General features: G+C 70.6%; 21 protein-coding genes, 4 tRNA genes and 1 other RNA gene. 14 read left to right on the plus strand and 12 right to left on the minus strand.

Annotation, left to right across the window (positions count from 1 at the left end; genetic code table 11):
* Window positions 1-16: 16 nt before the first annotated feature.
* The 8 genes from clpP (at window position 17) to G545_RS0110260 (ending at window position 7784) form a co-directional block, all read left to right on the plus strand.
* Window positions 17-643, plus strand: a complete 627-nt coding sequence (gene clpP / locus G545_RS0110225) for an ATP-dependent Clp endopeptidase proteolytic subunit ClpP (RefSeq protein ID WP_027070296.1) — start codon at window positions 17-19, stop codon at window positions 641-643.
* Between the two features lie 152 nt (window positions 644-795).
* Complete coding sequence (gene clpX, locus G545_RS0110230; RefSeq protein WP_027070297.1) at window positions 796-2088, plus strand: ATP-dependent Clp protease ATP-binding subunit ClpX; 1293 nt, start codon at window positions 796-798, stop codon at window positions 2086-2088.
* Window positions 2089-2300: 212 nt separating this feature from the next.
* Window positions 2301-4736: an endopeptidase La gene (gene lon / locus G545_RS0110235; protein WP_027070298.1), complete on the plus strand. Its 2436-nt coding sequence runs from the start codon at window positions 2301-2303 to the stop codon at window positions 4734-4736.
* Between the two features lie 193 nt (window positions 4737-4929).
* Window positions 4930-5229 (plus strand): HU family DNA-binding protein, encoded by a 300-nt coding sequence (locus tag G545_RS0110240; protein WP_161625787.1) that lies wholly within the window; start codon window positions 4930-4932, stop codon window positions 5227-5229.
* Between the two features lie 51 nt (window positions 5230-5280).
* Window positions 5281-5355: transfer RNA gene (locus G545_RS0110245), tRNA-Val, on the plus strand.
* A gap of 31 nt (window positions 5356-5386) precedes the next feature.
* Window positions 5387-5463: transfer RNA gene (locus G545_RS0110250), tRNA-Asp, on the plus strand.
* Between the two features lie 86 nt (window positions 5464-5549).
* Window positions 5550-5626, plus strand: a tRNA-Asp gene (locus tag G545_RS0110255).
* Between the two features lie 181 nt (window positions 5627-5807).
* Window positions 5808-7784, plus strand: a complete 1977-nt coding sequence (locus tag G545_RS0110260; protein WP_027070300.1) for a SurA N-terminal domain-containing protein — start codon at window positions 5808-5810, stop codon at window positions 7782-7784.
* A 91-nt stretch (window positions 7785-7875) separates the two neighbouring features.
* Here G545_RS0110260 and G545_RS0110265 read toward each other — a convergent pair whose 3' ends face one another.
* From G545_RS0110265 to gloB, 3 genes are all read right to left on the minus strand, one after another.
* Window positions 7876-8673: an enoyl-ACP reductase FabI gene (locus tag G545_RS0110265; RefSeq protein ID WP_027070301.1), complete on the minus strand. Its 798-nt coding sequence runs from the start codon at window positions 8671-8673 to the stop codon at window positions 7876-7878.
* A 63-nt stretch (window positions 8674-8736) separates the two neighbouring features.
* Window positions 8737-9717 (minus strand): lytic transglycosylase domain-containing protein, encoded by a 981-nt coding sequence (locus G545_RS14420; RefSeq protein ID WP_154656568.1) that lies wholly within the window; start codon window positions 9715-9717, stop codon window positions 8737-8739.
* A complete protein-coding gene (gloB, locus tag G545_RS0110275; protein WP_027070302.1) occupies window positions 9714-10484 on the minus strand; it encodes a hydroxyacylglutathione hydrolase in 771 nt (256 codons plus the stop codon). The genes G545_RS14420 and gloB overlap by 4 nt, the downstream gene beginning before the upstream one ends.
* A 103-nt stretch (window positions 10485-10587) precedes the next feature.
* On the opposite strand from gloB, the gene G545_RS14425 reads away from it, so the two are divergent.
* The 3 genes from G545_RS14425 to dnaQ are packed head-to-tail and all read left to right on the plus strand — an operon-like array spanning window position 10588 to window position 12539.
* Entirely contained in the window at window positions 10588-11316 is a 729-nt protein-coding gene (locus tag G545_RS14425) for a methyltransferase domain-containing protein (RefSeq protein ID WP_052347315.1), read from the plus strand.
* 7 nt (window positions 11317-11323) lie between these two features.
* Window positions 11324-11785, plus strand: coding sequence for a ribonuclease HI (gene rnhA / locus G545_RS0110285; RefSeq protein WP_027070303.1), 462 nt, complete (start codon window positions 11324-11326; stop codon window positions 11783-11785).
* Between the two features lie 22 nt (window positions 11786-11807).
* On the plus strand, window positions 11808-12539 hold the full coding sequence (gene dnaQ, locus G545_RS0110290; RefSeq protein ID WP_027070304.1) for a DNA polymerase III subunit epsilon: 732 nt from the start codon (window positions 11808-11810) through the stop codon (window positions 12537-12539).
* A gap of 12 nt (window positions 12540-12551) precedes the next feature.
* Here the strand turns inward: dnaQ and G545_RS0110295 are convergent, their stop codons facing one another.
* Together G545_RS0110295 and G545_RS0110300 are read right to left on the minus strand one after the other, a co-directional pair.
* Window positions 12552-13256, minus strand: a complete 705-nt coding sequence (locus tag G545_RS0110295; protein ID WP_027070305.1) for a PP2C family protein-serine/threonine phosphatase — start codon at window positions 13254-13256, stop codon at window positions 12552-12554.
* Between the two features lie 137 nt (window positions 13257-13393).
* Window positions 13394-13484 (minus strand) — tRNA-Ser (locus G545_RS0110300).
* A gap of 136 nt (window positions 13485-13620) precedes the next feature.
* Here G545_RS0110300 and G545_RS0110305 point away from each other — a divergent pair.
* Window positions 13621-14055, plus strand: a complete 435-nt coding sequence (locus tag G545_RS0110305) for a DUF6165 family protein (protein WP_027070306.1) — start codon at window positions 13621-13623, stop codon at window positions 14053-14055.
* On the opposite strand, the gene G545_RS0110310 is transcribed toward G545_RS0110305, so the two are convergent.
* Window positions 14004-15089 (minus strand): glycosyltransferase family 9 protein, encoded by a 1086-nt coding sequence (locus G545_RS0110310; protein WP_036138363.1) that lies wholly within the window; start codon window positions 15087-15089, stop codon window positions 14004-14006. The two genes, G545_RS0110305 and G545_RS0110310, sit on opposite strands and share 52 nt — an antisense overlap.
* Before the next feature lie 18 nt (window positions 15090-15107).
* On the opposite strand from G545_RS0110310, the gene G545_RS0110315 reads away from it, so the two are divergent.
* Window positions 15108-15857: a 3-deoxy-D-manno-octulosonic acid kinase gene (locus tag G545_RS0110315; RefSeq protein ID WP_027070308.1), complete on the plus strand. Its 750-nt coding sequence runs from the start codon at window positions 15108-15110 to the stop codon at window positions 15855-15857.
* Window positions 15857-16627 (plus strand): MBL fold metallo-hydrolase, encoded by a 771-nt coding sequence (locus G545_RS0110320; RefSeq protein WP_027070309.1) that lies wholly within the window; start codon window positions 15857-15859, stop codon window positions 16625-16627. The genes G545_RS0110315 and G545_RS0110320 overlap by 1 nt, the downstream gene beginning before the upstream one ends.
* A gap of 16 nt (window positions 16628-16643) precedes the next feature.
* Here G545_RS0110320 and G545_RS14430 read toward each other — a convergent pair whose 3' ends face one another.
* From G545_RS14430 to G545_RS0110345, 6 genes are all read right to left on the minus strand, one after another.
* Window positions 16644-17156 carry a hemerythrin domain-containing protein gene (locus G545_RS14430; protein WP_052106797.1) on the minus strand — a complete coding sequence of 171 codons (513 nt, stop codon included), beginning with the start codon at window positions 17154-17156 and terminating at the stop codon, window positions 16644-16646.
* 77 nt (window positions 17157-17233) lie between these two features.
* Window positions 17234-17330: signal recognition particle sRNA small type (ffs, locus tag G545_RS15405), an RNA gene on the minus strand.
* Between the two features lie 55 nt (window positions 17331-17385).
* Window positions 17386-18009, minus strand: coding sequence for a TetR/AcrR family transcriptional regulator (locus tag G545_RS15060; protein ID WP_052106798.1), 624 nt, complete (start codon window positions 18007-18009; stop codon window positions 17386-17388).
* Window positions 18006-19433: an efflux transporter outer membrane subunit gene (locus tag G545_RS0110335; RefSeq protein ID WP_081677846.1), complete on the minus strand. Its 1428-nt coding sequence runs from the start codon at window positions 19431-19433 to the stop codon at window positions 18006-18008. Before G545_RS0110335 ends, G545_RS15060 begins: the two co-directional genes overlap by 4 nt.
* Window positions 19426-22575, minus strand: a complete 3150-nt coding sequence (locus tag G545_RS0110340; RefSeq protein ID WP_027070311.1) for an efflux RND transporter permease subunit — start codon at window positions 22573-22575, stop codon at window positions 19426-19428. Before G545_RS0110340 ends, G545_RS0110335 begins: the two co-directional genes overlap by 8 nt.
* 9 nt (window positions 22576-22584) lie before the next feature.
* On the minus strand, window positions 22585-23832 hold the full coding sequence (locus tag G545_RS0110345; protein WP_027070312.1) for an efflux RND transporter periplasmic adaptor subunit: 1248 nt from the start codon (window positions 23830-23832) through the stop codon (window positions 22585-22587).
* Between the last annotated feature and the right edge of the window lie 122 nt (window positions 23833-23954).

The raw sequence follows: 23954 nt of genomic DNA on the forward strand, positions 1-23954 counted from the left end.
TGCAGGCCACGACCGAATGGACAACCAGACCAAAGCCCTGAACCTCGTCCCGATGGTGGTCGAACAGACCAGCCGCGGCGAGCGCGCGTACGACATCTACTCGCGCCTGCTGAAGGAGCGGGTGATCTTCCTGGTCGGGCCGGTCAACGACGCCGTGGCCAACGTGATCGTCGCCCAGATGCTGTTCCTCGAGGCGGAGAACCCCGAGAAGGACATCAGCCTGTACATCAACTCGCCCGGCGGGGTGGTGACGGCCGGCATGGCGATCTACGACACCATGCAGTACATCCGCCCCGACGTGAGCACCATCTGCGTCGGCCAGGCGGCGTCGATGGGCGCGTTGCTGCTGGCCGCAGGCGCCAAGGGCAAGCGCTACGCGCTGCCGAACTCGCGGGTGATGATCCACCAGCCGCTGGGCGGTTTCCAGGGCCAGGCCACCGACATCGAGATCCACGCCCGCGAGATCCTCTCGCTCAAGCAGCGGCTGAACGAGGTGCTGGCCAGCCACACCGGCCAGGCGCTGGAGACGATCGCCCGCGATACCGAGCGCGACAACTTCAAGAGCGCCGAGGCCGCCCGCGAGTACGGGCTGGTCGACGAGGTGCTGGAGCGCCGCCCGGACGAGACCATCCAGGCGGGCTGACGCCCCGCGGTACGCGCAAGTAATTGATTGAACAGCAAAACAACGGTACCCGCAGCGCCCCCGGGGCGTCCGCGGGTGCTGTGCTATTCTCGGCCCGCGACACCCCGGGGATGCGCGCTGCGCTCCCCTGAAAGCTGACATCAGGCAACCGAATGACCGACGACCGACAGGGCCGCAGCACCGGCGACAGCACCAAGATCCTCTACTGCTCCTTCTGCGGGAAGAGCCAGCACGAGGTGCGCAAGCTGATCGCCGGCCCGAGCGTGTTCATCTGCGATGAATGCGTGGAGCTGTGCAACGACATCATCCGCGAGGAGCTGGAGGAGAAGGCCCAGTCCGGCCGTAGCCACCTGCCCAAGCCGCGCGAGATCCTCGAGGTGCTCGACCAGTACGTCATCGGGCAGTCGCGCGCCAAGAAGACGCTCGCAGTGGCGGTGTACAACCACTACAAGCGCATCGAGAGCCGCCAGAAGAGCGACGACATCGAGCTGGCCAAGTCCAACATCCTCCTGGTCGGGCCCACCGGCTCGGGCAAGACGCTGCTGGCCGAGACGCTCGCGCGCATGCTCAACGTGCCGTTCACCATGGCCGACGCCACCACGCTGACCGAGGCCGGTTACGTGGGCGAGGACGTGGAGAACATCATCCAGAAGCTGCTGCAGAAGTGCGACTACGACGTCGAGAAGGCGCAGCACGGCATCGTCTACATCGACGAGATCGACAAGATCTCGCGCAAGTCCGACAACCCGTCGATCACCCGCGACGTGTCCGGCGAGGGCGTGCAGCAGGCGCTGCTCAAGCTGATCGAGGGCACCCAGGCCAGCGTGCCGCCGCAGGGCGGGCGCAAGCACCCGCAGCAGGAATTCCTGCAGGTCGACACCCGCAACATCCTGTTCATCGTCGGCGGCGCCTTCGCCGGGCTGGACAAGATCATCGCCAAGCGCAGCACCGAGGCCGGCGGCATCGGCTTCGGGGCGAAGGTCCGCAGCGGCGAGCGCAAGGCCGAGGTCGGCAAGGTGCTGGCTCAGGTCGAGCCCGAGGACCTGGTCAAGTTCGGCCTGATCCCCGAGTTCGTCGGCCGCCTGCCGGTGGTGGCGACGCTGGAGGAGCTCGACGAGGAGGCGCTGGTGCGCATCCTGACCGAGCCGAAGAACGCCATCACCAAGCAGTTCCGCAAGCTGTTCGAGATGGAGGGCGTGGAGCTGGAGTTCCGCCCGGACGCGCTGAAGGCGATCGCCCGCAAGGCGATCAAGCGCAAGACCGGCGCCCGCGGGCTGCGGACCATCGTCGAGTCGGTGCTGCTGGACACCATGTACGACCTGCCGTCGCTGGAGAACGTCAGCAAGGTGGTGGTGGACGAGTCGGTCATCGACCACAAGAGCGAGCCGTACCTGATCTACCAGACGCCGCCGGCGGCCCCGCAGAAGGCGGCGGCCGGCGACTAGCCCGCGATCGCCGTCCCCGCGCAAAGCCTTGCCCGTCAGCCGCCTGCAACCCAGGCGGCTGACTGCTTTCATGCGCCGGAAAGCCGCGTTGCGGCAGGGTGGGTTGCAACGAAATCGCGCGCCCCCATAACCGTGCTGGACCCCTCCCGACGGGAGGCGCAACCGAATTCCCCGGCTGGCGGAGACCCGCAGGCCGCACCCCGGAGCCACCCATGACCGAATCCACCCGCCATACGCTCGAACTGCCGGTCCTGCCGCTGCGGGACGTGGTGGTGTTCCCGCACATGGTCATCCCGCTGTTCGTCGGCCGCGACAAGTCGATCCAGGCACTCGACCGCGCCATGGAGGGTGACAAGCAGATCCTGCTGGTCGCGCAGAAGGCGCCCGAGGTCGACGAGCCCGGCGCGGAGGACCTCTACGCGACCGGCACCCTGGCCCAGGTGCTGCAACTGCTGAAGCTGCCCGACGGCACCATCAAGGTGCTGGTGGAGGGCGTCGCCCGGGCCGACATTTCCGGCGTCGTCGAATCCGGCGGCGCGCTGGTCGGCAACGCCCGCGTGGTCGAGTCCGAGCTGGACCGGCCCGAGCGCGAGGTGCAGGCGGTCATGCGGTCGCTGATGGGCCTGTTCGAGCAGTACGTGAAGACCAACCGCAAGCTCCCGCCCGAGCTGCTGCAGACGCTGTCCGGGGTCGACGACCCGGGCCGGCTTGCCGACACCATCGCCGCGCACCTGGGCGTGCGCGTGGCCGACAAGCAGCAGCTGCTGGAGGCCCACCGCATCGGCGAGCGCATGGAGATGCTGATCGGCCTGGTGGACGGCGAGATCGACGTCCAGCAGCTGGAGAAGCGCATCCGCGGCCGCGTGAAGTCGCAGATGGAGAAGAGCCAGCGCGAGTACTACCTCAACGAGCAGATGAAGGCGATCCAGAAAGAGCTCGGGGAGATGGACGATGCGACCAACGACATCGAGGAACTGACCCGGAAGATCGCCGGGGCGGGGATGCCCAAGGAGGTCGAGGCCAAGGCACGCAACGAGCTCAACAAGCTCAAGCAGATGTCGCCGATGTCGGCCGAGGCCGCGGTGGTGCGCAACTACCTCGACTGGCTGCTGGGCGTGCCGTGGAAGAAGCGCAGCAAGGTCCGCCGCGACCTCAAGGCCGCGCAGGAGGTCCTCGACGCGGACCACTACGGCCTGGAGAAGGTCAAAGAGCGGATCCTGGAGTACCTGGCCGTGCAGAGCCGGGTGCGCAACATGAAGGCCCCGATCCTGTGCCTGGTCGGCCCGCCGGGCGTGGGCAAGACCTCGCTCGGCCAGTCGATTGCCAAGGCGACCAACCGCAAGTTCGTGCGCATGTCGCTGGGCGGCGTACGCGACGAGGCCGAGATCCGTGGCCACCGCCGCACCTACGTGGGCTCGATGCCGGGCCGGATCGTGCAGAACCTCAACAAGGCCGGCACGAAGAACCCCCTGTTCGTGCTCGACGAGATCGACAAGATGTCGATGGACTTCCGCGGCGACCCGTCCTCGGCGCTGCTGGAGGTGCTCGACCCGGAGCAGAACCACAGCTTCAACGACCACTACCTGGAGGTCGACCTGGACCTGTCGGAGGTGATGTTCGTCGCAACTTCCAACTCGCTCAACATCCCCGGCCCGCTGCTGGACCGCATGGAGGTCATCCGCATCCCCGGCTACACCGAGGAGGAGAAGCTCTCCATCGCCACCCGCTACCTGCTGCCCAAGCAGCTCAAGGCCAACGGCCTGAAGGAGGGCGAGCTGAAGGTGGCCGAGGGCGCGCTGCGCGACATCATCCGCTACTACACCCGCGAGGCCGGGGTGCGGAACCTCGAGCGCGAGGTCTCGCGGATCTGCCGCAAGGTGGTCAAGGAGATCGCCCTGGCGGGTCCGCAGAAGAAGGCGAAGACCGTCAGCGTCACCGCCAAGAACCTGGACAAGTACCTGGGCGTGCGGCGCTTCGACTTCGGCCGTGCGGAAGAGCAGAACGAGATCGGCCTGGTGACCGGCCTGGCGTGGACGGAGGTGGGCGGCGACCTGCTGCAGATCGAGTCCACCATGGTCCCGGGGAAGGGCCAGCTGATGCTGACCGGCCAGTTGGGCGACGTGATGAAGGAGTCCGCCTCGGCCGCGCTGAGCGTGGTCCGCGCACGCACCGAGCGGCTGGGCATCGACCTGGAGTTCCTGCAGAAGCACGACGTGCACGTGCACGTGCCCGAGGGCGCCACGCCCAAGGACGGCCCCAGCGCCGGCATCGCCATGGCCACCGCGCTGGTGTCGATGCTGACGAAGAACCCGGTGCGCTCGGACGTGGCCATGACCGGCGAGATCACCCTGCGCGGGCGCGTGCTGCCGATCGGCGGGTTGAAGGAGAAGCTGCTGGCGGCGCTGCGTGGCGGGATCACCACGGTGGTCATCCCGTCCGAGAACGAGAAGGACCTGGTCGACCTGCCCGCGAGCGTGAAGGACGGCCTGGAGATCATCTCCGCCAAGTGGATCGACGAGGTGCTCGACGTGGCGCTGGAGCGCCCGCTGGGCGCCCCGGGCGGCAAGAAGGCGGGGGGCAGCGAAGTGGAGGACGTGCCGGTCCCGCGCCGGCGCAAACAGCAGCCGCAGCCCGACGTCAAGCACTGAACGCCCATTTGCGCCGTATCCGGTCACCCCGCAAAGGCCCGTGGTTGCTTGCTTTCAGCTTGCGTGGGCCATACCTCGCTGGTATAACGAGCGACACCGCGCGCTCGGGCTTCAGTAGGGGGTGGAGTGCCGCGGCAACGCCGCTCGGTCGCTTTCCGCGCGTGGAAGGCACCGGTTCCAAGAGCAATGCGGAATGGTCCGCACCAGGGAGTCCTATCGAATGAACAAGGCTGAGTTTGTATCTGCCGTCGCCGAAGCTTCGGAGCTGTCCCGCGCCGACGCCGCCCGTGCCGTCGACGCTGTGGTTGGCACCATCACCGATGCACTGAAGAAGGGTGAGAACGTCACCCTGGTCGGCTTCGGCACCTTCGAGGTGCGCGAGCGCGCCGCGCGCCAGGGCCGCAACCCGAAGACCGGCGAGGCCATCAAGATCAACGCCTCGAAGAATCCGTCCTTCAAGGCTGGCAAGGCGCTGAAAGACGCTGTAAACTAAGCGGCTCGCCCCACCGGTGCAGCAGGTCACCGCCGCATCGATCCCGGGTCCGGGTGCTTAGCTCAGTGGTAGAGCGTCTCCCTTACAAGGAGAGGGTCGGGGGTTCGAAACCCTCAGCACCCACCAGCACCGGACGAGGGGCAAGGTTTCAAGGCGCGGAGCGGTAGTTCAGTTGGTTAGAATGCTGGCCTGTCACGCCGGAGGTCGCGGGTTCGAGTCCCGTCCGCTCCGCCAGTCGTACCCGAAGGCGCCGGTCCTGCCGGCGCCTTCGACATACAAGTGAGGGGTCCCGGTTTTCGCGGGACAAGCAGTTCAAGCGCGGAGCGGTAGTTCAGCTGGTTAGAATGCTGGCCTGTCACGCCGGAGGTCGCGGGTTCGAGTCCCGTCCGCTCCGCCACATGCAAGAAGGGACGCCCGCAGGGGCGTCCCTTTTTCTTTGGTCCGCTTTTCAGTGGTGCGCGACGCCCGCGCGGGCGTCCGTTTTCCCCTACGCGGCGCGCGCGGGCACCGGCAGCGTCCCGGAGCGTCCGGTGAACAGGTAAACTGCCCGGCTTACGCCTGCCCGACCAGACCCGAACATGCTGCAGAAACTCCGCGAAAAGACCACCGGCTGGATCGCGACCGTGATCGTCGGCCTGCTGATCATCCCCTTCGCCTTCTTCGGGCTGGAGCAGTACATGGTGGGCGGCGCGGCGAACACCGCGGCCGTGGTCAAGGCGCCGCCTGCCTGGTGGAACTCCGCGCCGTCCTTCTGGCCGGTGTCCATGCTGTGGGGCGAAGAGGAGATCACCGTCGACGAGTTCCGCAACCGGCTCGACCAGGTGCGCCAGCAGCGTCGCGAGATCGAGGGCGAGGCCTTCGACGCGCGGGCATTCGAGGAGCTGCCCAGCCGGGTACAGGTGCTGCAGGGCCTGGTCGACGAGCGCCTGCAGTCCATCGCCGCGCGCCAGGCCGGGCTGCGGGTGGGCGACGCCATGGTCCGCGAGACGATCCAGGCGATCCCGGCGTTCCAGGTCGACGGGCGCTTCGACCCGCAGCGCTACCGGCTTGCGCTGGCCTCCCAGGTTCCGCCGCAGTCGCCGCGCCAGTTCGAGGACGGCCTGCGCCAGGCGCTGCAGGGGGCATTGCTCGCCGAGGCCCTGGCCGGCAGCGAGTTCGTCACCGCGGGCGAGCTCGAGCGGATGGTGCAACTGCTGGGCGAGCGGCGCGACGTGAGCGTGCTGGTGGTGCCGCCCGACGAGGGAGCCGCCGCGGAGCCGGTGACCGACGAGGAAGTGCAGGCCTGGTACGAGGCCAACACCCGGGACTACCTCGCGCCCGAGAACGTCACCATCGAGTACATCGTGGTGGACGCGGCCGAACTCGAGGCCCCGGCGCCCGCCGACGAGGCCACGCTGCGCCAGCGCTTCGCCGAGGAGGCCGAGGGCGTTGCCGGGCAGGCTCGGCGCCAGGTTTCGCACATCCTGGTCGAAGTGCCGGCCGATGCGTCCGGCGAGGCGGTGGAGGCGGCACGCGCCGAGGCCGCCGGGCTCGCCGCGCAGGCCCGCGACGGCGACTTTGCCGCCGTGGCGGCCGCGCACAGCGACGACCCCGGTTCCGCCGAGGCCGGTGGAGACCTGGGCTGGGTCGAGCCGGGGACCCTGCCGCCCGCCCTCGACGTGGCGCTGGAATCCATGCAGCCGGGCGACGTGAGCGAGCCGGTGCGCAGCGACTTCGGCTGGCACGTGCTGCTGTTGCGCGACGTGGAACAGCCGGAGGGGGAGACCTTCGAGCAGGCCCGCGAGCGCCTTCTCGCCGAGCAGGCCGCGGCCGACCGCGAGGCCGCGTTCGAGGACGTCAGCCGGCGCGTGGTGGACGCGATCCTGCAGTCGCCGGCCTCCCTGGACGCGGCGGCCGAGGCGGCCGGGACGCAGGTGCAGGTCCTCGGGCCCTTCACCCGCGATGCGGTCGAGGGCCTTGCAGCGGAGCCGGCCATCCGTGCCAACGCGTTCTCCGAAGCGCAGGTCCAGGACCGGATGATCAGCGACACCATCAGCCTTGGCCCGGACCGCGCAGCCTGGCTGCGCGTCATCGACCACAATCCGGAACAGCCGCGTCCGCTCGAGGAGGTGCGCGCGCAGGTGGAGGACGCGATCCGCGCCGAGCGCCTGCGCGAGGCCGCCGGCGCCCGCGCGGCCACGCTGGAGGCGCGCCTGGCCGAGCTCGGCAGCCTGGCGCTGCTGGCCGAAGCCGAAGGCCTGGAGGCGCCCGAGTCGGTGCCCCAGGTGCCGCGCGGCGCGCCGTTGCTGGCACCCGGCATCTCGGAGGCGATCTTCGCCGCCCGCGCGCCGGCCGAGGACGCGATCTCGAGCGGCCACCAGGTCCTGGACGACGGCAGCCTCGTGCTGTTCACCGTCGACGCGGTGACCCCGGGCGACAGCGCGGACATTCCGCCGGCACAGGCCGCCGCGCTGCGTGAACAACTCGCCCAGGCCGCCGGCATCGCCGATGTCCAGGCGATCGTCGAGGCACTGCGGGAGCGCTACGAGGTGGAGCTGTTCGAGCAGAACCTCTGACCGCGCCCCGGGCGGTCACGCGGACAAGCAAAAGCCCGGCTCCAGGCCGGGCTTTTGCTTTGGACAATGCGTGCGCCGTGGCGCCGCGGCCTCAGTCCTCGCTGCCGACGCCGCTCATCCCGAGGATGTTGTAGCCGGAGTCGACGTAGGTCACCTCGCCGGTGATGCCGGAGGCCAGGTCCGAGCACAGGAACGCGGCGGTGTTGCCCACGTCCTCGATGGTCACCGTGCGGCGCAGCGGGGCGTGCGCCTCGAAATGGCCCAGCATCTTGCGGAAGTTCGCGATGCCCGCGGCGGACAGGGTCTTGATCGGGCCGGCGGAGATCGCGTTGACGCGGGTGCCCTCCGGGCCGAGGTTCAGGGCCAGGTAGCGCACCGTGGCCTCCAGGCTGGCCTTGGCCACGCCCATGACGTTGTAGTTCTGCAGCGCCCGCACCGCGCCCAGGTAGCTCAGGGTCAGGATCGAGCCGTTGCGGCCGGCCATGAGCGGACGCGCGGCCTTGGCCATCGCCGCCAGCGAGTACGCGGAGACCTCGTGGGCGGTGTTCCAGTTCTCGCGGGTGAGCCCGTCGAGGAACTCACCCTCGATCGCCTCGCGAGGGGCGTAGGCGATCGCGTGCACCAGGATGTCGAAGCCACCGTCCCAGCGCTCGCCCAGCTGCTCGAAGCAGTCGGTGACCTGCTCGTCGCTGGTCACGTCCAGCGGCAGGACGATGTCGCTGCCGAAGCCGGCGGCGGCCTTCTCCACGCGCGGGCGCAGCTTGTCGTTGAGGTAGGTGAACGCCAGTTCGGCGCCCTGGCGGTGCATCGCCTCGGCGATGCCACTGGCGATCGAGCGGTCGCTGGCGATGCCGGTGATGAGTGCACGCTTGCCTTGCAGGAAACCCATGGATGCTCCTCGATGGTCCGTTCGCGGCCGGCCGGCCGCGCAGGCTGATAGTCTAGCGTGCGCTCAGTGGCTGCCGCCGGCCGCGCCCGGGGGCGTGGCGGCGTCCGCGGTGCCGGGAAGGGCCGGTGCCGCGGCCAGCAGGCGGGCGGGCCGGCCATCCGGGCGGGCGATGCGCCCGCCCTCGTACACGGGGTTGAGGCGGCGCAGGGTCGCGGCGTCCTGCTCGTGCCGCGCGGCCCACTCGCGCACCCGGGTCACGTCGTCGGGGAGCTCCACCGCCTGCAGCCGCGGCACCGGATCGGCCATCGCCGCCTGCCAGGCGCGGGCTTCGCCGGCCTCGAGCATCACGCAGGTGAGCGCCTGGAGCTTGGAGACGTAGGCGCGGGTGACGCGTGGCACCCCCTGCAGCTTTTCGAGGTCCACGTCGCGCGCCTGCTGGCCGCTGCGGCGCAGGGCGCCGAGCACGCGGTACTCGCCGGCGTTGTAGGCCATCGCCGCCAGCCGCCAGTCGCCGGCGAACATCCCGTGCAGGGTCTTGAGGTAGCGGACCGCCGCCTGGGTGGAGTCGACCGGCGAGAGCCGCCCGTCGTAGCCGGCCCGGATCGGGATCTCGTGGTTGCGGGCGGTCAGCTTGATCATCTGCCACAGCCCGGCCGGGCCGGAGGGACTGCGGGCATCGGCGCGGTATCCGCTTTCCACGAACGGGATCAGCGCGTACTCGGTCGGGAGGTGCGCGGCGCGCACCGCGTCGACCACGTAGCCGAACAGCGCCAGCGACTCGTCCGGGCTGGCCGCGAGCTGCTCCGGGGCCTTGGCGAAGTGTGCCTGCCAGCGCTTGCTTGCACCGGCGGGGCAGGACGGGTCGGCGAGCCCCTCGCGGAAGCTGGCGTAGATCGCCAGGCCACTGCGGGTGTCGATCGCCGCCGGTGGCGCATCCACCGCGGGGTCCGCCGTTTCCGCCGCCGCGGCCGGGACGCCGGATACCGCCAGCGCCAGGCCGAGCAGCACGCCACGGGCCCGTCGGCCGCATGGGCGCAGCCTCATGCGCGGAACCCGTCCTTCCAGGCCCGCAGGGCGGCAAAGGTCTCCACCGGTCCGCCCTGCCCGGTGCCGGCGTGGCGTGCGGCGGCCGCGGCCACCTGCGGCTGCCCGCAGCGCAGGAACGGATTGCAGGCCAGCTCGTCGGAAAGCAGCGAGGGCAGGGTGGGGCGATCGGCGTTGCGCATGGCGTGGACCTCTTCCGTACGCCGCGCCAGTGCCTCGTTCCCGGGCTCGACGGCCCGCGCGAAGGCGGCATTGGCCAGCGTGTATTCGTGGCCGCAACACACCCGGGTGGTACCGGGCAGGGCGGCCAGGCGGGACAGGGAGCGGTGCATCCCGGCCGGCGTACCCTCGAAGAGGCGCCCGCAACCGAGGCTGAACAGCGTGTCGCCGCTGAACAGCACACCCCCGTCGTCGGGGGCATGGAAGGCGATGTGGCTGCGGGTGTGGCCGGGGATCGCGAGCACGCGGAACGCCAGTCCGGCCGCCTCCACCACGTCGCCGTCGTCCACCCGCCGGGTGGCGTGCGGGATGCGCTCGTCCACGGGCGCCACCACCTCCAGGTCCGGCCAGCGCTCCAGCAGGGCGCCGACGCCACCGATATGGTCCGCGTGGTGGTGGGTGAGCAGGATCACGTCGGGCCGGGGCCCGGCAGCGGCCGCCGCCAGCACCGGCCCGGCCTCGCCCGGATCGACGACCACCACCTGGCCAGCCCGCTGGAGCAGCCAGATGTAGTTGTCGTCGAAGGCGGGCAGGGGGTCGAGCCGCATGATTCCTCCGGGCTGCTGCGCCGCGGTGCCGGGACCGGCTGCCGCCATGGCGCAGAAAGGGCAGAATCGGGGAAACCGCTCCCGGTGCCGCAAGTCCGCGACCATGCCCGCGCTGCTCCCCCATCGTCAAGCCGGTGCTCCGCCGCCGCGTGACCGCCAGGCCGGCCTGGACTGGTTCCGGGGCGAGGCCGGCCAGGCCCTCCTGGCGAGCGAGGGCGAGGCGGTGCGGCGCGTGCTGGCGGCCTGCCCGGCGCGCCCGTGGATGTGGCTCGGCGTACCGGCTGCCGTCGCGCCGGTGCCCGGCCGCGGCCTCGTTCTGCGCCCCGCGGCCGGCGGCGGCTGGCACGGCTCGTTGAGGTGCGGGCTGCCCCTGCCGCTGGCGAGCGAGTCGCTGGGCGCGATCCTCCTCCAGCACGTGCTCGACGACGAGGACGCGGACCCGGGACTGCTGCAGGAGTGCATGCGCGTGCTCGCGCCCGGCGGGACGCTGTGGCTGGCGGGGCTGAACCCGTGGGCGCCCTACCGCCTGCGGTGGGCGGGCACCGGGTTGCGTGCACGTACGCCGGGTGGGTGGCAGCTCGCGCTGCGACGGGCGGGCCTGCCGGCCGGTGCCGTGCAGCTGCAATGGCTCGGGCCGGTGTGGGATCCGTGTCCCGGCCCCGGGGGCGTCGGTGCCCGGGACCTGCTGCGCGGCGGGCTGGCACTCACCGCCAGCAAGCGGGTGCAGGCCGGCGTGCGCGAGGGCGCCTTGCGGGTGCTGCGCTGGCGGCCGCGGGCGGCCCCGGTCGCCGGCTCCACCGGCCATGCCGCGGGTACGGCGGCTCGGCGATAATGCCCGGATGACCGCAACCCCCAAACCCGTCGAGATCCACACCGATGGCGCGTGCCTCGGCAACCCGGGACCCGGCGGCTGGGCCGCGCTGCTGCGCTACCGGGGCAAGGAACGGGAGCTCTCCGGCGGCGAGCCGCACACCACCAACAACCGCATGGAGCTGATGGCCGCGATCATGGCCCTGGAAGTGCTCCGCGAACCCTGCCGGGTGACGCTGCATACCGATTCCCAGTACGTGCGCCAGGGCATCACCCAGTGGATGGCCGGGTGGATCCGCAAGGGCTGGAAGACCTCCGGCGGGGGCGCGGTCAAGAACCAGGACCTGTGGGAGCGCCTGCAATCGGCGGCTTCGCGGCACCAGGTGGACTGGCGCTGGGTCAAGGGGCATTCGGGCGACCCGGACAACGAGCGCGTGGACGGACTGGCCCGCCTCCAGGCCCAGGCGCAGCGCGCCCGGGCCCCGGCCTGACCCGTCCGGTAGAATGCCGCGCATGCGCCAAGTCATCCTGGACACCGAGACCACCGGCCTGAGCTGGGAGCGCGGCAACCGAGTGGTCGAGATCGGCTGCGTCGAGTTCGTCGAGCGCCGCCCGACAGGCCGCACCTACCACCAGTACATCAACCCGGACCGGGAGTTCGAGCAGGGCGCACAGGAGGTCACCGGCCTGACCCTGGACTTCCTGGCCGACAAGCCCCGCTTCGCGGAGATCGTCGACGAGTTCCTGGAGTTCATCGACGGCGCCGAGCTGGTGATCCACAACGCCGCCTTCGACGTCGGGTTCCTGGACAACGAGCTGCGCCTGGCCGGGGCCCACTACGGCTGCCTGGCCGACCGCTGCCGGATCGAGGACTCCCTCGCCCTCGCACGCGAGCGTTACCCGGGCCAGCGCAACTCGCTCGACGCGCTGTGCCGGCGCCTGGGAGTCGACAACACCCACCGCCAGCTGCACGGGGCGCTGCTGGATGCACAGCTGCTGGCCGAGGTCTACATCGGGCTGACCTCGGGGCAGGAGGAGATCGGCTTCGGTTCGGCCGAGGACGCCGGTGCCGCGGTGCTGGTGCGTTATGACAGCAGCCTGCCCAGGCCGCGCGTCGCCATCCAGGCGGCCGAGCTGGTGGCGCACGAGGCCCGGCTGGAGGTGCTGCGCGCCCGTGCGGGGCAGGCGCTCTGGGACCGCTACGCCGAGGCACGGGTGCGCGAGGCGGAGGCGCTCCCGGCCTGATGGCCGGCCCGGTCAGTGGTTGCGGACCAGCACCACGGTGATGTTGTCCGAGCCGCCGGCATCCAGCGCCGCCGCCACCAGGGTGTCGACGCACTCCTGCGCGCTGCAGTCGCCCAGGCCCAGCACGCGTGCGATCTCGGCATCGCCGACCTCCTCGGTGAGTCCGTCGCTGCACAGCAGCAGCTGCATGCCAGGGCGCAGCTCGCCGGTCATGGTCTCCACGTTCAGCTCGCGCGGGTCGGTCACGCCCAGTGCCTGGGTGACCACGTTCCGCTGCGGGTGGCTGCGGGCCTGCTCATGGGTGATGGCGCCACTGGCCACCAGTTCCTGCACGTAGCTGTGGTCCTGCGACAGCTGCGCGAGCTTGCCGTCTCGCCACAGGTAGATGCGGCTGTCGCCCACCCAGGCCACCTCGAACCGCCGCCCGGACACGCGCGCGGCGACCACCGTGGTGCCCATCGGCAGCGCGTCGTGGCGGGTGCGCGAGGCGCGGATGATCTCCTCGTCGGCCAGGCGCACCGCCTGCGGCAGCGGGGTTCCGGCGCGCACCTCGCGCACGATGGCCTCGCGTGCCAGGGCACTGGCGACCTCGCCGTAGTCGTGGCCGCCCATGCCGTCGGCGACCAGCCACAGGCCGAGTTCCCCGTCGCCGTAATAGCTGTCCTCGTTGAGTTCGCGCCGCAGGCCGACGTGGGTCAGGTGTCCGAATTCAATCATGTGCGGGCAGCATGGACCGTCGCGGCAGCGGGCGGGTTGGCAACATGAACGGAATGATCGGGGCCGGGGGGCCAGCGCACAAGCGGCAAAACCGACGATCCCGGCGCCGGGCCGGGATCGTCGGTTGCTCGCGAATCTGGCGGAGAGGGGGGGATTCGAACCCCCGAGGCGCTATAAACGCCTGCCTGATTTCGAGTCAGGTACATTCAACCACTCTGCCACCTCTCCGGTGGGCCGCGCCGCGCATGCCGCGGCGGGCGCGTAATGATACGGGCCAGGAAGGGGCGCGACAAGCGGCGCCGGGCCTCGGCCACGTCCCCGGGCAGCCGCTACACTGGGCTCCCGCCCGCAACCGGCCCCCGCGATGTCCGAAATCCTGGTCCCCGTATCCTTCGGCGAGCTGCTCGACAAGATCTCGATCCTGCAGATCAAGTCCGAGCGCATGACCGATGCCGCCAAGCTGGCCAACGTGCGCAGGGAGCTGTCCGCGCTGGAGAAGAGCTGGATGGCGCACCCGGCGGCCGGGACCGACGTTGCACGGCTTCGGGCCGAGCTCAAGGCCGTCAACGAGCGTCTGTGGGAGATCGAGGACGAGGTGCGGCTGAAGGAGAAGGCCGGGGAATTCGACGAGGCCTTCGTACAGCTGGCGCGCAGCGTGTACTTCCAGAACGACGAGCGGGCGCGGATCAAGAAGCAGATCAACCTGGCGCTGGGCTCGGCCTTCGTCGAGGAGAAGTCGTACCGGGACTACCGGGGCGGGGCGGGCGCGCCCGCGGCCGCCGGGAAGTCCGACCGGTAGCGTTCGAACGCCGCGATCGCGTCCTCGGCCGTGACCAGGTCCATGACGCCTTCGCGCTCGATCCGGGTGCCCCAGCGCAGCTCGGCCGCCGGCTTGCCCAGGTACCGCCGCGCGGCATCGTCGTAGCGGTCCACGCAGTAGCGCCGGTCCGAGTACGGACCGCTGCGCGCCGGGTTGGTCGCCGCGTGCAGGCCCAGCACCTTCGTCCCCATGGCGTTGGCGATGTGCATCGGCCCGGAATCCGGGGTGGCCAGCAGGCTGGCGCGGGCCAGCAGCGCCGGGAGCTGCTTGAGCGTGTCCTTGCCCACCAGGTCCAGCACGGGGCCCTCGACACTGGCGACGATGGCGTCCGCCGTGTTTCGCTCCAGTTCGCTGCGGCCGCCGCACAGCACGACCCTCCAACCCTGGCGCAGCGCGTGGCTGGCCAGGGCGGCGAAGCGTTCGGCCGGCCAGTTGCGCAGTACGTGGCTGGAGCACGGCGAGATCATCAGGACCGCGCGGCCATCGTCCTCCCACTGGGCCCTGGCCCACTCGTGGGCTTCGGCGGGGACCGGCAGGTCCCAGCGCACGCTGTCCTGGCGCAGCCCCAGCGGCTCGCAGAAGCTGCCGATCGCATCGAGCACGTGGATGCCGGGACGGTCCGGGATGCGCGTATTGATGAAGAGCCCGTGGCCGTCCTTGGAGCGCGACCGGTCGTAGCCCACGCGGGTACGGGCCGGTACGAAGGCCGACAGCAGGTTGGCGCGCGCCGCGACCTGCATCTGGAGGAGGACATCGAACCGCCCGTGCTCCCGGCGCAATGCCGAACCGACCGCGCGCATGCCGCGCAGCCCGCTCTTCTTGTCGTACTCGACGAAGCGCACGCCCTCCAGCCCCTCGAGCAGGCGGTGCTCGCCACGGCCGATCAGCCAGGTGAGCGGCAGGCCCGGCCAGCCCGACTGCAGCGTGCGCACCAGCGGCACGACGTGGGTGACGTCGCCCAGGGCGGACAGCCGGAGCAGGCAGAGCGACGCAGGTGCGCGGACGTTTGTAATTGTTAGACTCCGGCGGATATGACCGGCTACGACGCCACCGAGGGATTGACGCCGTTCCGTGAGGATCGTGGCTACGGTGCGATTCTGTTCGACACCACGCGGGTACGACAAGCCGAGCCCGAATGGTTCCGGCCGTCGTGGTGGGAAGAGCGCGCGCGGCCGGTCGAGAGCGGTGGCCGCGGCGGCGCCTGGTTCATCGACGCACCCTTCGGCCAGCTGGTGCTGCGGCGCTACCTGCGCGGCGGGATGGCGGCGCGGATCAGCCGCGACCGCTACCTGTGGAACGGCGCCATGCGCACCCGCAGCTTCGCCGAGTTCCGCCTCGCCCGCGCGGTGATCGAGCGCGGGCTTCCGGTGCCGCGGCCGGTCGCCGCCTGCTACGTGCGCGAGGGCGCCACCTACCGCGGCGCGATCCTGGTCGAGCGGCTGCCGGGGGTGCGCACGCTGGCCGACCGCATGCACGTCGCCGGCGACGGCGCCCCGTGGGAAGAGGCGGGGCGGCTGGTGGCGCGGGCCCACCGCGCCGGCCTCGACCATGCCGACCTCAACGCCCACAACCTGATGTTCGACCAGCGCGGGCGGGGCTGGGTGATCGACCTGGACCGGGGCCGCCTGCGCATCCCCGACACCCGCTGGCGCGAGCGCAACCTCCAACGGCTGCGCCGTTCGCTGCTCAAGCTGCGCGGCGAGCGCAGCACGGAACAGGTGCTTGCCGACTACGCGCGCCTGCGCCGCGCCTACGACGGGGCATGGGAGCGGGGCTGCTGATGGACCATCCGGCCGACCGCTGGCACCTGCAACTGCATGGCGTCGGCAACGCCAACGCCGTGGAACTCGGCTCGGCCATGGCCACGATCGAGCGCAACGGCCGGCCCTGGCTGACCATCGACTGCGGCGGCGAGGGGCTGACCGCCTGCCTGGAGCACTACGGCGCGGCGCCCGAAGCCCTGTTCGTCACCCACACCCACCTGGACCACGTCGCCGGCTTCGAGCGGCTGTTCGTGAAGTCGTGGTTCGACCCGTTGCGTCGCGGGCGGGTCAGGCTGTACGTGCCGGCGCCGGTGGTCGCGCTGCTGCACAGGCGCGTGGCCGACTACCCCAACGTGCTCGCCGAGGGCGGGGTGAACTTTTGGGACGCGTTCCAGCTGGTGCCGGTGGGCGAGGCGTTCTGGCACGGCGGGGTCAGGCTCGAGACGTTCCCGGTGCGCCATCACTGGCCGGACACCTCGTTCGGCCTGCGCCTGCCCGGCAGCCTGGTGTGGACGGGCGATACCCGCCCGATCCCCGAGGTGCTGGAGGTGATGGCGGGGCAGGGCGAGCTGGTCGCCCACGACTGCGGGCTGCAGGGCAACCCGTCGCACAGCGGCATCGACGACCTGGAACGGGAATATCCACCGTCGCTGCTGCAGCGCTGCCTGTTCTACCACTACGCGAGCGCGGAGGATGGGCGGGTGCTGGAGCAGCGCGGTTATCGCGTGGGCCGGCCCGGGGAGCGGGTGGAACTGCCGCCCGATCGCGCGCTGCGGGCGCGGGACTGATCCCGCGCCGCCGCGGTCACGGCTGGTAGAGGACGTAGAGCTCGGATTCCTCGCGGGCGATGCGCTGGGCCAGAAGGCGCCCGACCTCGCCGTGCTCGCGGATGAACTGCGCCTGCGTCGCCGGCCCGACCGGCTGCTGGCGGTAGCGGCGGACGAACTCCACGACCGCCCGCGCGATCGAGTTCATCTCCTTGCGGAAGCCGCGGATGAGCTCGTAGTTGACCTCGTCTTCCGCCATCGACTGCTCGACGTACACATAGAAGCGCACGTTCTCGGTCAGCAGGTGGGCCTCGAGGCGGATCTTGAACTCCTGCAGGGCCGCGTCGACCCCATGGAAATCACCGGCCGCGACGCGTTCGCCCAGTGCCGTGTACATCGCCACCAGCTCCTGGTGGTCGTCCTTCAGTCCATCCACCAGGCCCGGGTCGTAGCGGATGGTCCGCCCCGCATCCTGCCCAGCGTCCGGCGTTGCCGTGCGCGCGGTGTCCGTGTCCGGCTTCCCGCCGAACAGTCGCTTCAAAAGGCCCATTGCATTCCCCCTGGAGACGGGATGGTTGTACCCGGTGCCGCCGGGACCGGCAAGTCCACCGCCTGGAAATGGCGGTGGCCCCGCCGACTTGCCTCGGCGCCCGCGTCAGTCGATACCGTTGCTGCCTTCCGGCCCTGGCGGGGTTTTCGACCTAGCGTCGCGAGGGGCCAACGGGGCCACCATGGACACCCGGCGGCAGGCCGCCGGGTAGCACGCAATCATCGCATACTCATTCGGCCGGGTCGAACCTGAGCAGCGCCGGGACCACCTTCTCGAGCGCTGCCCGCAGGTCGTCCGGGTCCGTTCCCGGGTCGCGCACGATGTACACGGCAAGCCCGGCGATCAGCGAGCGCATCGCGATGCCGCGGACCCGCAGCTCGGCCGGCGAGGGACGGGCGCCCTGCGAGTGGGCAACGCCCTCCAGCCAGCCCCGGAAGTCGTCGGCGCTGATCCGGTCCGCCTGTCTCAACGCCTCGGCGATCTCCGTGTTGCGGCTCGCTTCCGCGCTCATCTCCAGGAACAGCACCGGGTCGAGGTCACCCGGCTCGTTCTTCTGCCACAGCCGGGCCAGACGCGGCACCAGGTCGCCGGCGTCCATCCCCGTCTGCAGCGCGGCGATGTCGCGCCGCGCCTGGCGCAGCTGGCGGTCGATGATCGCCAGCACGATCGCGTTCTTGTTCTCGAAGTAGCGGTAGATCAGGCCCGCGCTGACCTGCGCGGTCTCGGCGATGTTGGCGATGGTGGCCGCATGGAAGCCGTGCTCGGTGAAGCACTGGCGCGCCGCATCCAGGATGCGGTCGCGCTGCGCCTCGGCACGTTCCCTGGCGCGGCAGCCCGGGTCGTTCGTGTTCACGGTGCGCGCTCGATCCAGCCGCCGCCCAGCACCCGGTAGAGGGTCACCCGGTTGGCCTGCTCGGCAAGTTGCACCTGCACCAGCGACTGCTCCGCCTGGTAGTGGGTGCGCTGCGCGTCGAGCAGCTCCAGGTAGCTCACCAGCCCGGCGTCGTAGCGCGCCTGCGACAGCTCCAGCGTGTTGCCCGAGGCCTCCACCAGGTCCTTGAGCGCGTCGCGCTGGCGGGCAAGCGTGGAGCTGAGCGCCAGCGCGTCGGCCACCTCGCGGAAGCCGGCCTGGATCGACCGCTCGTAGTCGGCCAGCGCGATGTCGCGGTCGGCCTGCGCCACGCCCAGGGCCGCACGCAGGCGCCCGCCCTGGAAGATCGGAATGTTGATCTGCGGGGAGAAGCTCCAGAAGCCGGTCCCGCCCTCGAACAGGTCCGACAGCTCCGTGCTGGCCGAACCGACCATGCCGGTGAGGCTGATCGACGGGAAGAACGCCGCGCGCGCCGCGCCGATGTTGGCGTTGGCCGACAGCAGGCGGTGCTCGGCGGCCATCACGTCGGGACGGCGCAGCAGGACTTCGGCCGGAACCCCAGCCGGCAGCGGCCCAAGCCCGCTGACCTGCGGCAGGAACCGCTCGGGCAGCAGCGCGGGGTCGACAGGCTGGCCGACCAGCAGGTTGAGCGCGTTCTCGTCGCGCGCGACCTGGCCGGCGTAGCGGGCCACGTCCGCCCTGGCGGTCTCCACCAGGGTGCGGGCCTGGTTGAGCTCCAGCCCGGACACCGCCCCGAGCTCGTGGCGCTGCTCGGTCAGGCGGAACCACTCCTCGTAGTTGCGCAGGGTCTGCTCGGCGATTTCCAGCAGCTCGCGGTCGGCGGCCAGGGTGAGCCAGGCATTGGCGACCTCGGCGATCAGGGTCAGCTGGGCGGCACGGCGGCTTTCCTCCGTCGCCAGGAACTGCTGCAGCGCCGCCTGGCTGAGGTTGCGCACGCGGCCGAACAGGTCCAGCTCGAACGCCGCCAGGCCCACGCCCGCGGTGTACAGGTCCTGCACCGGGGCATCGCCGCCGGTGCGTTCCAGGGTCGCGTTGGCGCCGAGCGACGGCAGCCGGTCGGCACGCTGGATGCGGTACTGGGCGCGTGCCCGCTCGACGTTGAGGATGGCGATGCGCAGGTCGCGGTTGTTGTCCAGCGCCTGGCCGATGAGCTCCTCCAGCCGCGGGTCGGCGAAGAAGTCGCGCCAGCCGATGTCGGCGACCTGCAGCCCTTCCGGCCCGGCCTCCGGCGGGTGGGCGTCCGCCCCGGCCGAGGTGACCGGCGGGAGCGGCCACTCGGCCGGGATCGACGGGTCGGCCTGCGGCACGCGTGGTTCGAGCATTGCGCAGCCGGAGACGAACACGCTGGTGGTCAGCGCCAGTGCGGTGATCAGTTGCTTATTCACGGGTTTCCACCTCCCCTTCGATCAGCGGTTCTTTCCGCAGCTCGGGGTTGAAGATGCGTTCGACCACCAGGAAGAACAGCGGGATGAAGAACACGCCCAGGAAGGTGCCGACGATCATGCCGCCGAGCACGCCGGTGCCGATCGCGCGCTGGGCGCCGGAGCCGGCACCGGAGGCGATCGCCAGCGGCAGCACGCCCAGGCCGAAGGCCAGCGAGGTCATGATGATCGGGCGCAGGCGGTCGCGGACGGCCTGCATGATGCTGCCGATCAGGCTCATGCCGGACTGCAGGTTGGCCTTGGCGAACTCGACGATCAGGATCGCGTTCTTGCTGGTCAGGCCCACCGTGGTGAGCATCGCGACCTGGAAGTACACGTCGCGCTCGTAGCCGCGGAAGGTGGTGAACAGCACCGCGCCGAGGATGCCCAGCGGGGCGACCAGCAGCACCGAGGTCGGGATCGACCAGCTCTCGTACAGCGCCGCCAGGCACAGGAACACCACCAGCAGCGACAGCGTGTAGAGCATCGGCGTCTGCGAACCGGCCTGGCGCTCCTGGTAGGACATCGCGGTCCACTCCATGCCGATGCCGGTGGGCAGCTGGGCAACGAGGCGCTCGATCTCCTCCATCGCGTCGCCCGACGCGACGCCCGGCGCCGCCTCGCCCTGGATCTCCATCGCCGGCACGCCGTTGTAGCGCTCCAGGCGCGGGGAGCCGTAGTCCCAGCTGGTGGTGGCGAAGGCGCTGAAGGGGACCATCTCGCCCTGGGCGTTCTTGACCGACCACAGGTTGAAGTCCTCCGGGCTCATCCGGAACGGCGCGTCGGCCTGGACGTACACCCGCTTGACGCGGCCGCGGTCGATGAAGTCGTCGATGTAGCGGCCGCCCCAGGCCGTGGCCAGGGTGGTGTTGATCGCGTCCATCGACAGGCCCAGCGCGGCGGCGCGCTCGACGTCCACGTTGACCCGGAACTGCGGGGTGTCCTCCTGCCCATTGGGGCGCACGTTCGCCAGCAGCTCGCTCTGCGCGGCCATGCCCAGCAGCTGGTTGCGGGCGTCGAGCAGGGCCTCGTGGCCGAGCCCGCCGTTGTCCTGCAGGAAGAACGAGTAGCCGGACGCGATGCCAAGCTCCGGCATCGCCGGCGGGGCCATGACGAAGATGAAGGCGTCCTTGACCTGGCTCAGCGCCGCCATGCCGCGCTGGGCGATGGAAGAGGCCGCCGACTCCTCGTCGGTGCGCTCGTCCCAGTCGGTGAGCTTGACGAAGGCCATGCCCGCGTTCTGGCCCATGCCGGCGAAGCTGAAGCCCTGCACGCTGAGCACCGACTCGACGTACTCGGACTCGTTCTCCAGGAAGTGGTTCTCCAGCGCACGGATCGACTCCATGGTGCGCTCCTGGGTGGCGCCGACCGGGGTCTGCACCATCGCCATCAGCACGCCCTGGTCCTCGTCGGGCAGGAACGAGCTGGGCGTGCGCATGAAGGCCAGCACCATCACGCCCGTCAGCGCGGCGAAGATCAGCATGAAGCGGCCGGGACGGGCCAGGATGCCGCGGACGCCACGGCGGTAGCGCGCGCTGGTGGAGTCGAACTTGCGGTTGAACCAGCCGAAGAAGCCGCGGCTGCTGCCCACGTGCTCGCCCTTCTTCACCGGCTTGAGCATGGTCGCGCACAGCGCCGGGGTCAGCACGATCGCCACGATCACCGACAGGGTCATGGCGGCGACGATGGTGAAGGAGAACTGCCGGTAGATGATGCCCGTGGAGCCGGTCATGAAGGCCATCGGCACGAAGACGGCCGACAGCACCACGCCGATGCCGATCAGCGCGCCGGTGATCTGGTCCATCGACTTGCGGGTGGCCTCCAGCGGCGACAGGCCTTCCTCGCTCATGATGCGCTCGACGTTCTCGACCACGACGATGGCGTCGTCGACCAGCAGGCCGATCGCCAGCACCATGGCGAACATGGTCAGCATGTTCACCGACATGCCCAGCGCGGCGAGCACGCCGAAGGTGCCCAGCAGCACCACCGGCACCGCGATCGTCGGGATCAGGGTGGCGCGGAAGTTCTGCAGGAACAGGTACATGACCAGGAACACGAGGACGATCGCCTCGATCAGGGTCATGATCACGCCCTTGATCGAGATGCGGACGAACGGCGTGGTGTCGAACGGCAGCACCGCGGTCAGGCCTTGGGGGAAGTACGGCTCCAGGCCGGCCATGGTCTCGGCCACGCGCTCGGCGGTGGCCAGCGCGTTGGCGCCGGTCGACATCGAGATCGCCACGCCGGTGGCGGGCTGGCCGTTGTAGCGGGTGATGAAGTCGTAGCTCTCGCTCCCCAGCTCGACGCGGGCGATGTCGCCCAGGCGCAGCAGGGAGCCATCCGGGTTGGCGCGCACCACCACGTTGCGGAACTGCTCCGGCGTCTGCAGGCGGTCCTGGGCATTGATGGTCGCGTTGAGCTGCTGGCCTTCGATCGCGGGTGCGCCGCCGAGCTGGCCGATCGCGACCTGCGCGTTCTGCGCCTGGATCGCGGAGACCACCTCGGGCACCGACAGACGGAAGGTGTCGAGCTTGTTCGGGTCGAGCCAGATGCGCATCGCGTACTGGCCGCCGAACACCTGGATGTTGCCCACGCCCTCGACGCGGCTGAGCGGGTCGACGATGTTGGCGGTGACGTAGTCGGAGATGTCCTCGCGGTCCATCGAGCCGTCTTCGGACACGAAGCCGATGACCTGCAGGAAGCCGCTGGCGGACTTGCTGACGTTTACGCCCTGGCGCTGCACTTCCTGCGGAAGCAGCGGCATGGCCAGCTGCAACTTGTTCTGCACCTGGACCTGGGCGATGTCCGGGTCGGTGCCCGGCTCGAAGGTCAGCGAGATGGTCGCGAAGCCGCTGGCCGAGCTGTTGGACGAAAAGTACATCAGCCCGTCCAGGCCGGTCATGTTCTGCTCGATGACCTGGGTGACCGAGTCCTCGAGCACCTTGGCCGAGGCGCCCGGGTAGACGGCGCGGATCTCGACCGAGGGCGGGGCGACGGTGGGGTACATCGATACCGGGAGGCCGAGGATCGACAGCGCGCCCGCCAGCATGATGATGATCGCGATGACCCATGCGAAGACGGGTCGATCGATGAAGAAGCGTGCCATGGGGATCCCTTACTGCTGGTCGGACGGCTCGGCGGCGTCGCCGGAGGGTGCCGTGGAGGCGTCGGCGGGGGTGTCGGCGGAGGCGGGCCCGGCGGCGTCGCCGGCCGGGGCCTGTCCCGCGCCGGCGGCGGTGGCGCCACCACCTTCGGCCACCTGCACCGGGATGCCGGGCTGGATCTTCTGCAGCCCCTCGACGATCACCCGGTCACCTGCGGACAGGCCTTCCTCGACCAGCCACTTGTCGCCGACCGTGCGGCTGACGCGGACCGGGCGCACCTCGACCAGGCCCTCGTCGTTGACGACCATGGCGCTGGTGTTGCCCTTCGGATCGCGCGCGATGCCCTGCTGCGGCACCAGGATCGCGCCCTGGCGGACGCCGGTACCGACGATGGCGTTGACGTACATGCCGGGCATCAGGATCTGCTCGGGGTTGTCGACCACCACGCGCACCGCGAAGCTGCCGGTGGATGGGTCGACGCTGACCTCCGAGAACGCGAGGGTGCCCTGGTGCGGGAACTCGGTCCCGTCCTCGAGGAGGATGGTGACGGGCATTTCCGCCCGCTCCATGGTGCCGGCGGCGACCGCCTTGCGCAGTTCGAGCAGCTCGCTGGCGGACTGCGTCAGGTCGACGTAGATCGGGTCCAGCTGCTGGATGGTGGCCAGCGGCTGCGGCTGGTTGGCCGTGACCAGTGCGCCCTGGGTGACCGAGGAACGGCCGATCCGGCCGCTGATCGGCGCGGTGATGCGGGCGAAGCCCACGTTGACCTGCGCGCTCTGGACCGCGGCGCGGGCGGCCTTCACGTCGGCCTCGGCCTGGCGCAGCGCGGCGGTGGCGTTCTCCTCGTCCTGCCGGCTCACCGCATCGATGCGGGCCAGCTCGGTGGTGCGCGCCGCGCGCAGCCGGGCCGCCTCCACGGTCGCCTCGGCGCGGGCGAGCTGGGCCTGGGCGCTGGCCAGCGCGGCCTGGTAGGTCGCGTCGTCGAGCTGGTACAGCGGCTCGCCCTCGCGGACCATGGAGCCCTCGGTGAACAGCCGGCGCTCGATGATCCCGGACACCTGCGGCCGCACCTCGGCGATCCGGAAGGCCGTGGTCCGGCCGGGAAGCTCGCGGGTGAGGGTGGTGGTCTCCGGCGCAAGGGTGACCACGGTCACCTCGGGCGGGGGCGGCTGCTGGGCTGCATCGTCGCCACCGCAGGCGGCGAGCATGATGGACAGGGCCAGTGGCAGGAGCACGAGGCGGCGTGGGGACTTGGGCATGGAGGCAAACTCGGGCTGCAGAAAAGGAAAATGCGGCCCCCCGGGGAGCCGCCGACGCGAGAGAATGAATGATCATTCTCTCGCGGTCAACAATCCTGAACGGAATCCGCCGCTCTCCCCCA

The sequence above is a fragment of the Lysobacter defluvii IMMIB APB-9 = DSM 18482 genome (assembly GCF_000423325.1).
Taxonomy (GTDB): domain Bacteria; phylum Pseudomonadota; class Gammaproteobacteria; order Xanthomonadales; family Xanthomonadaceae; genus Novilysobacter; species Novilysobacter defluvii.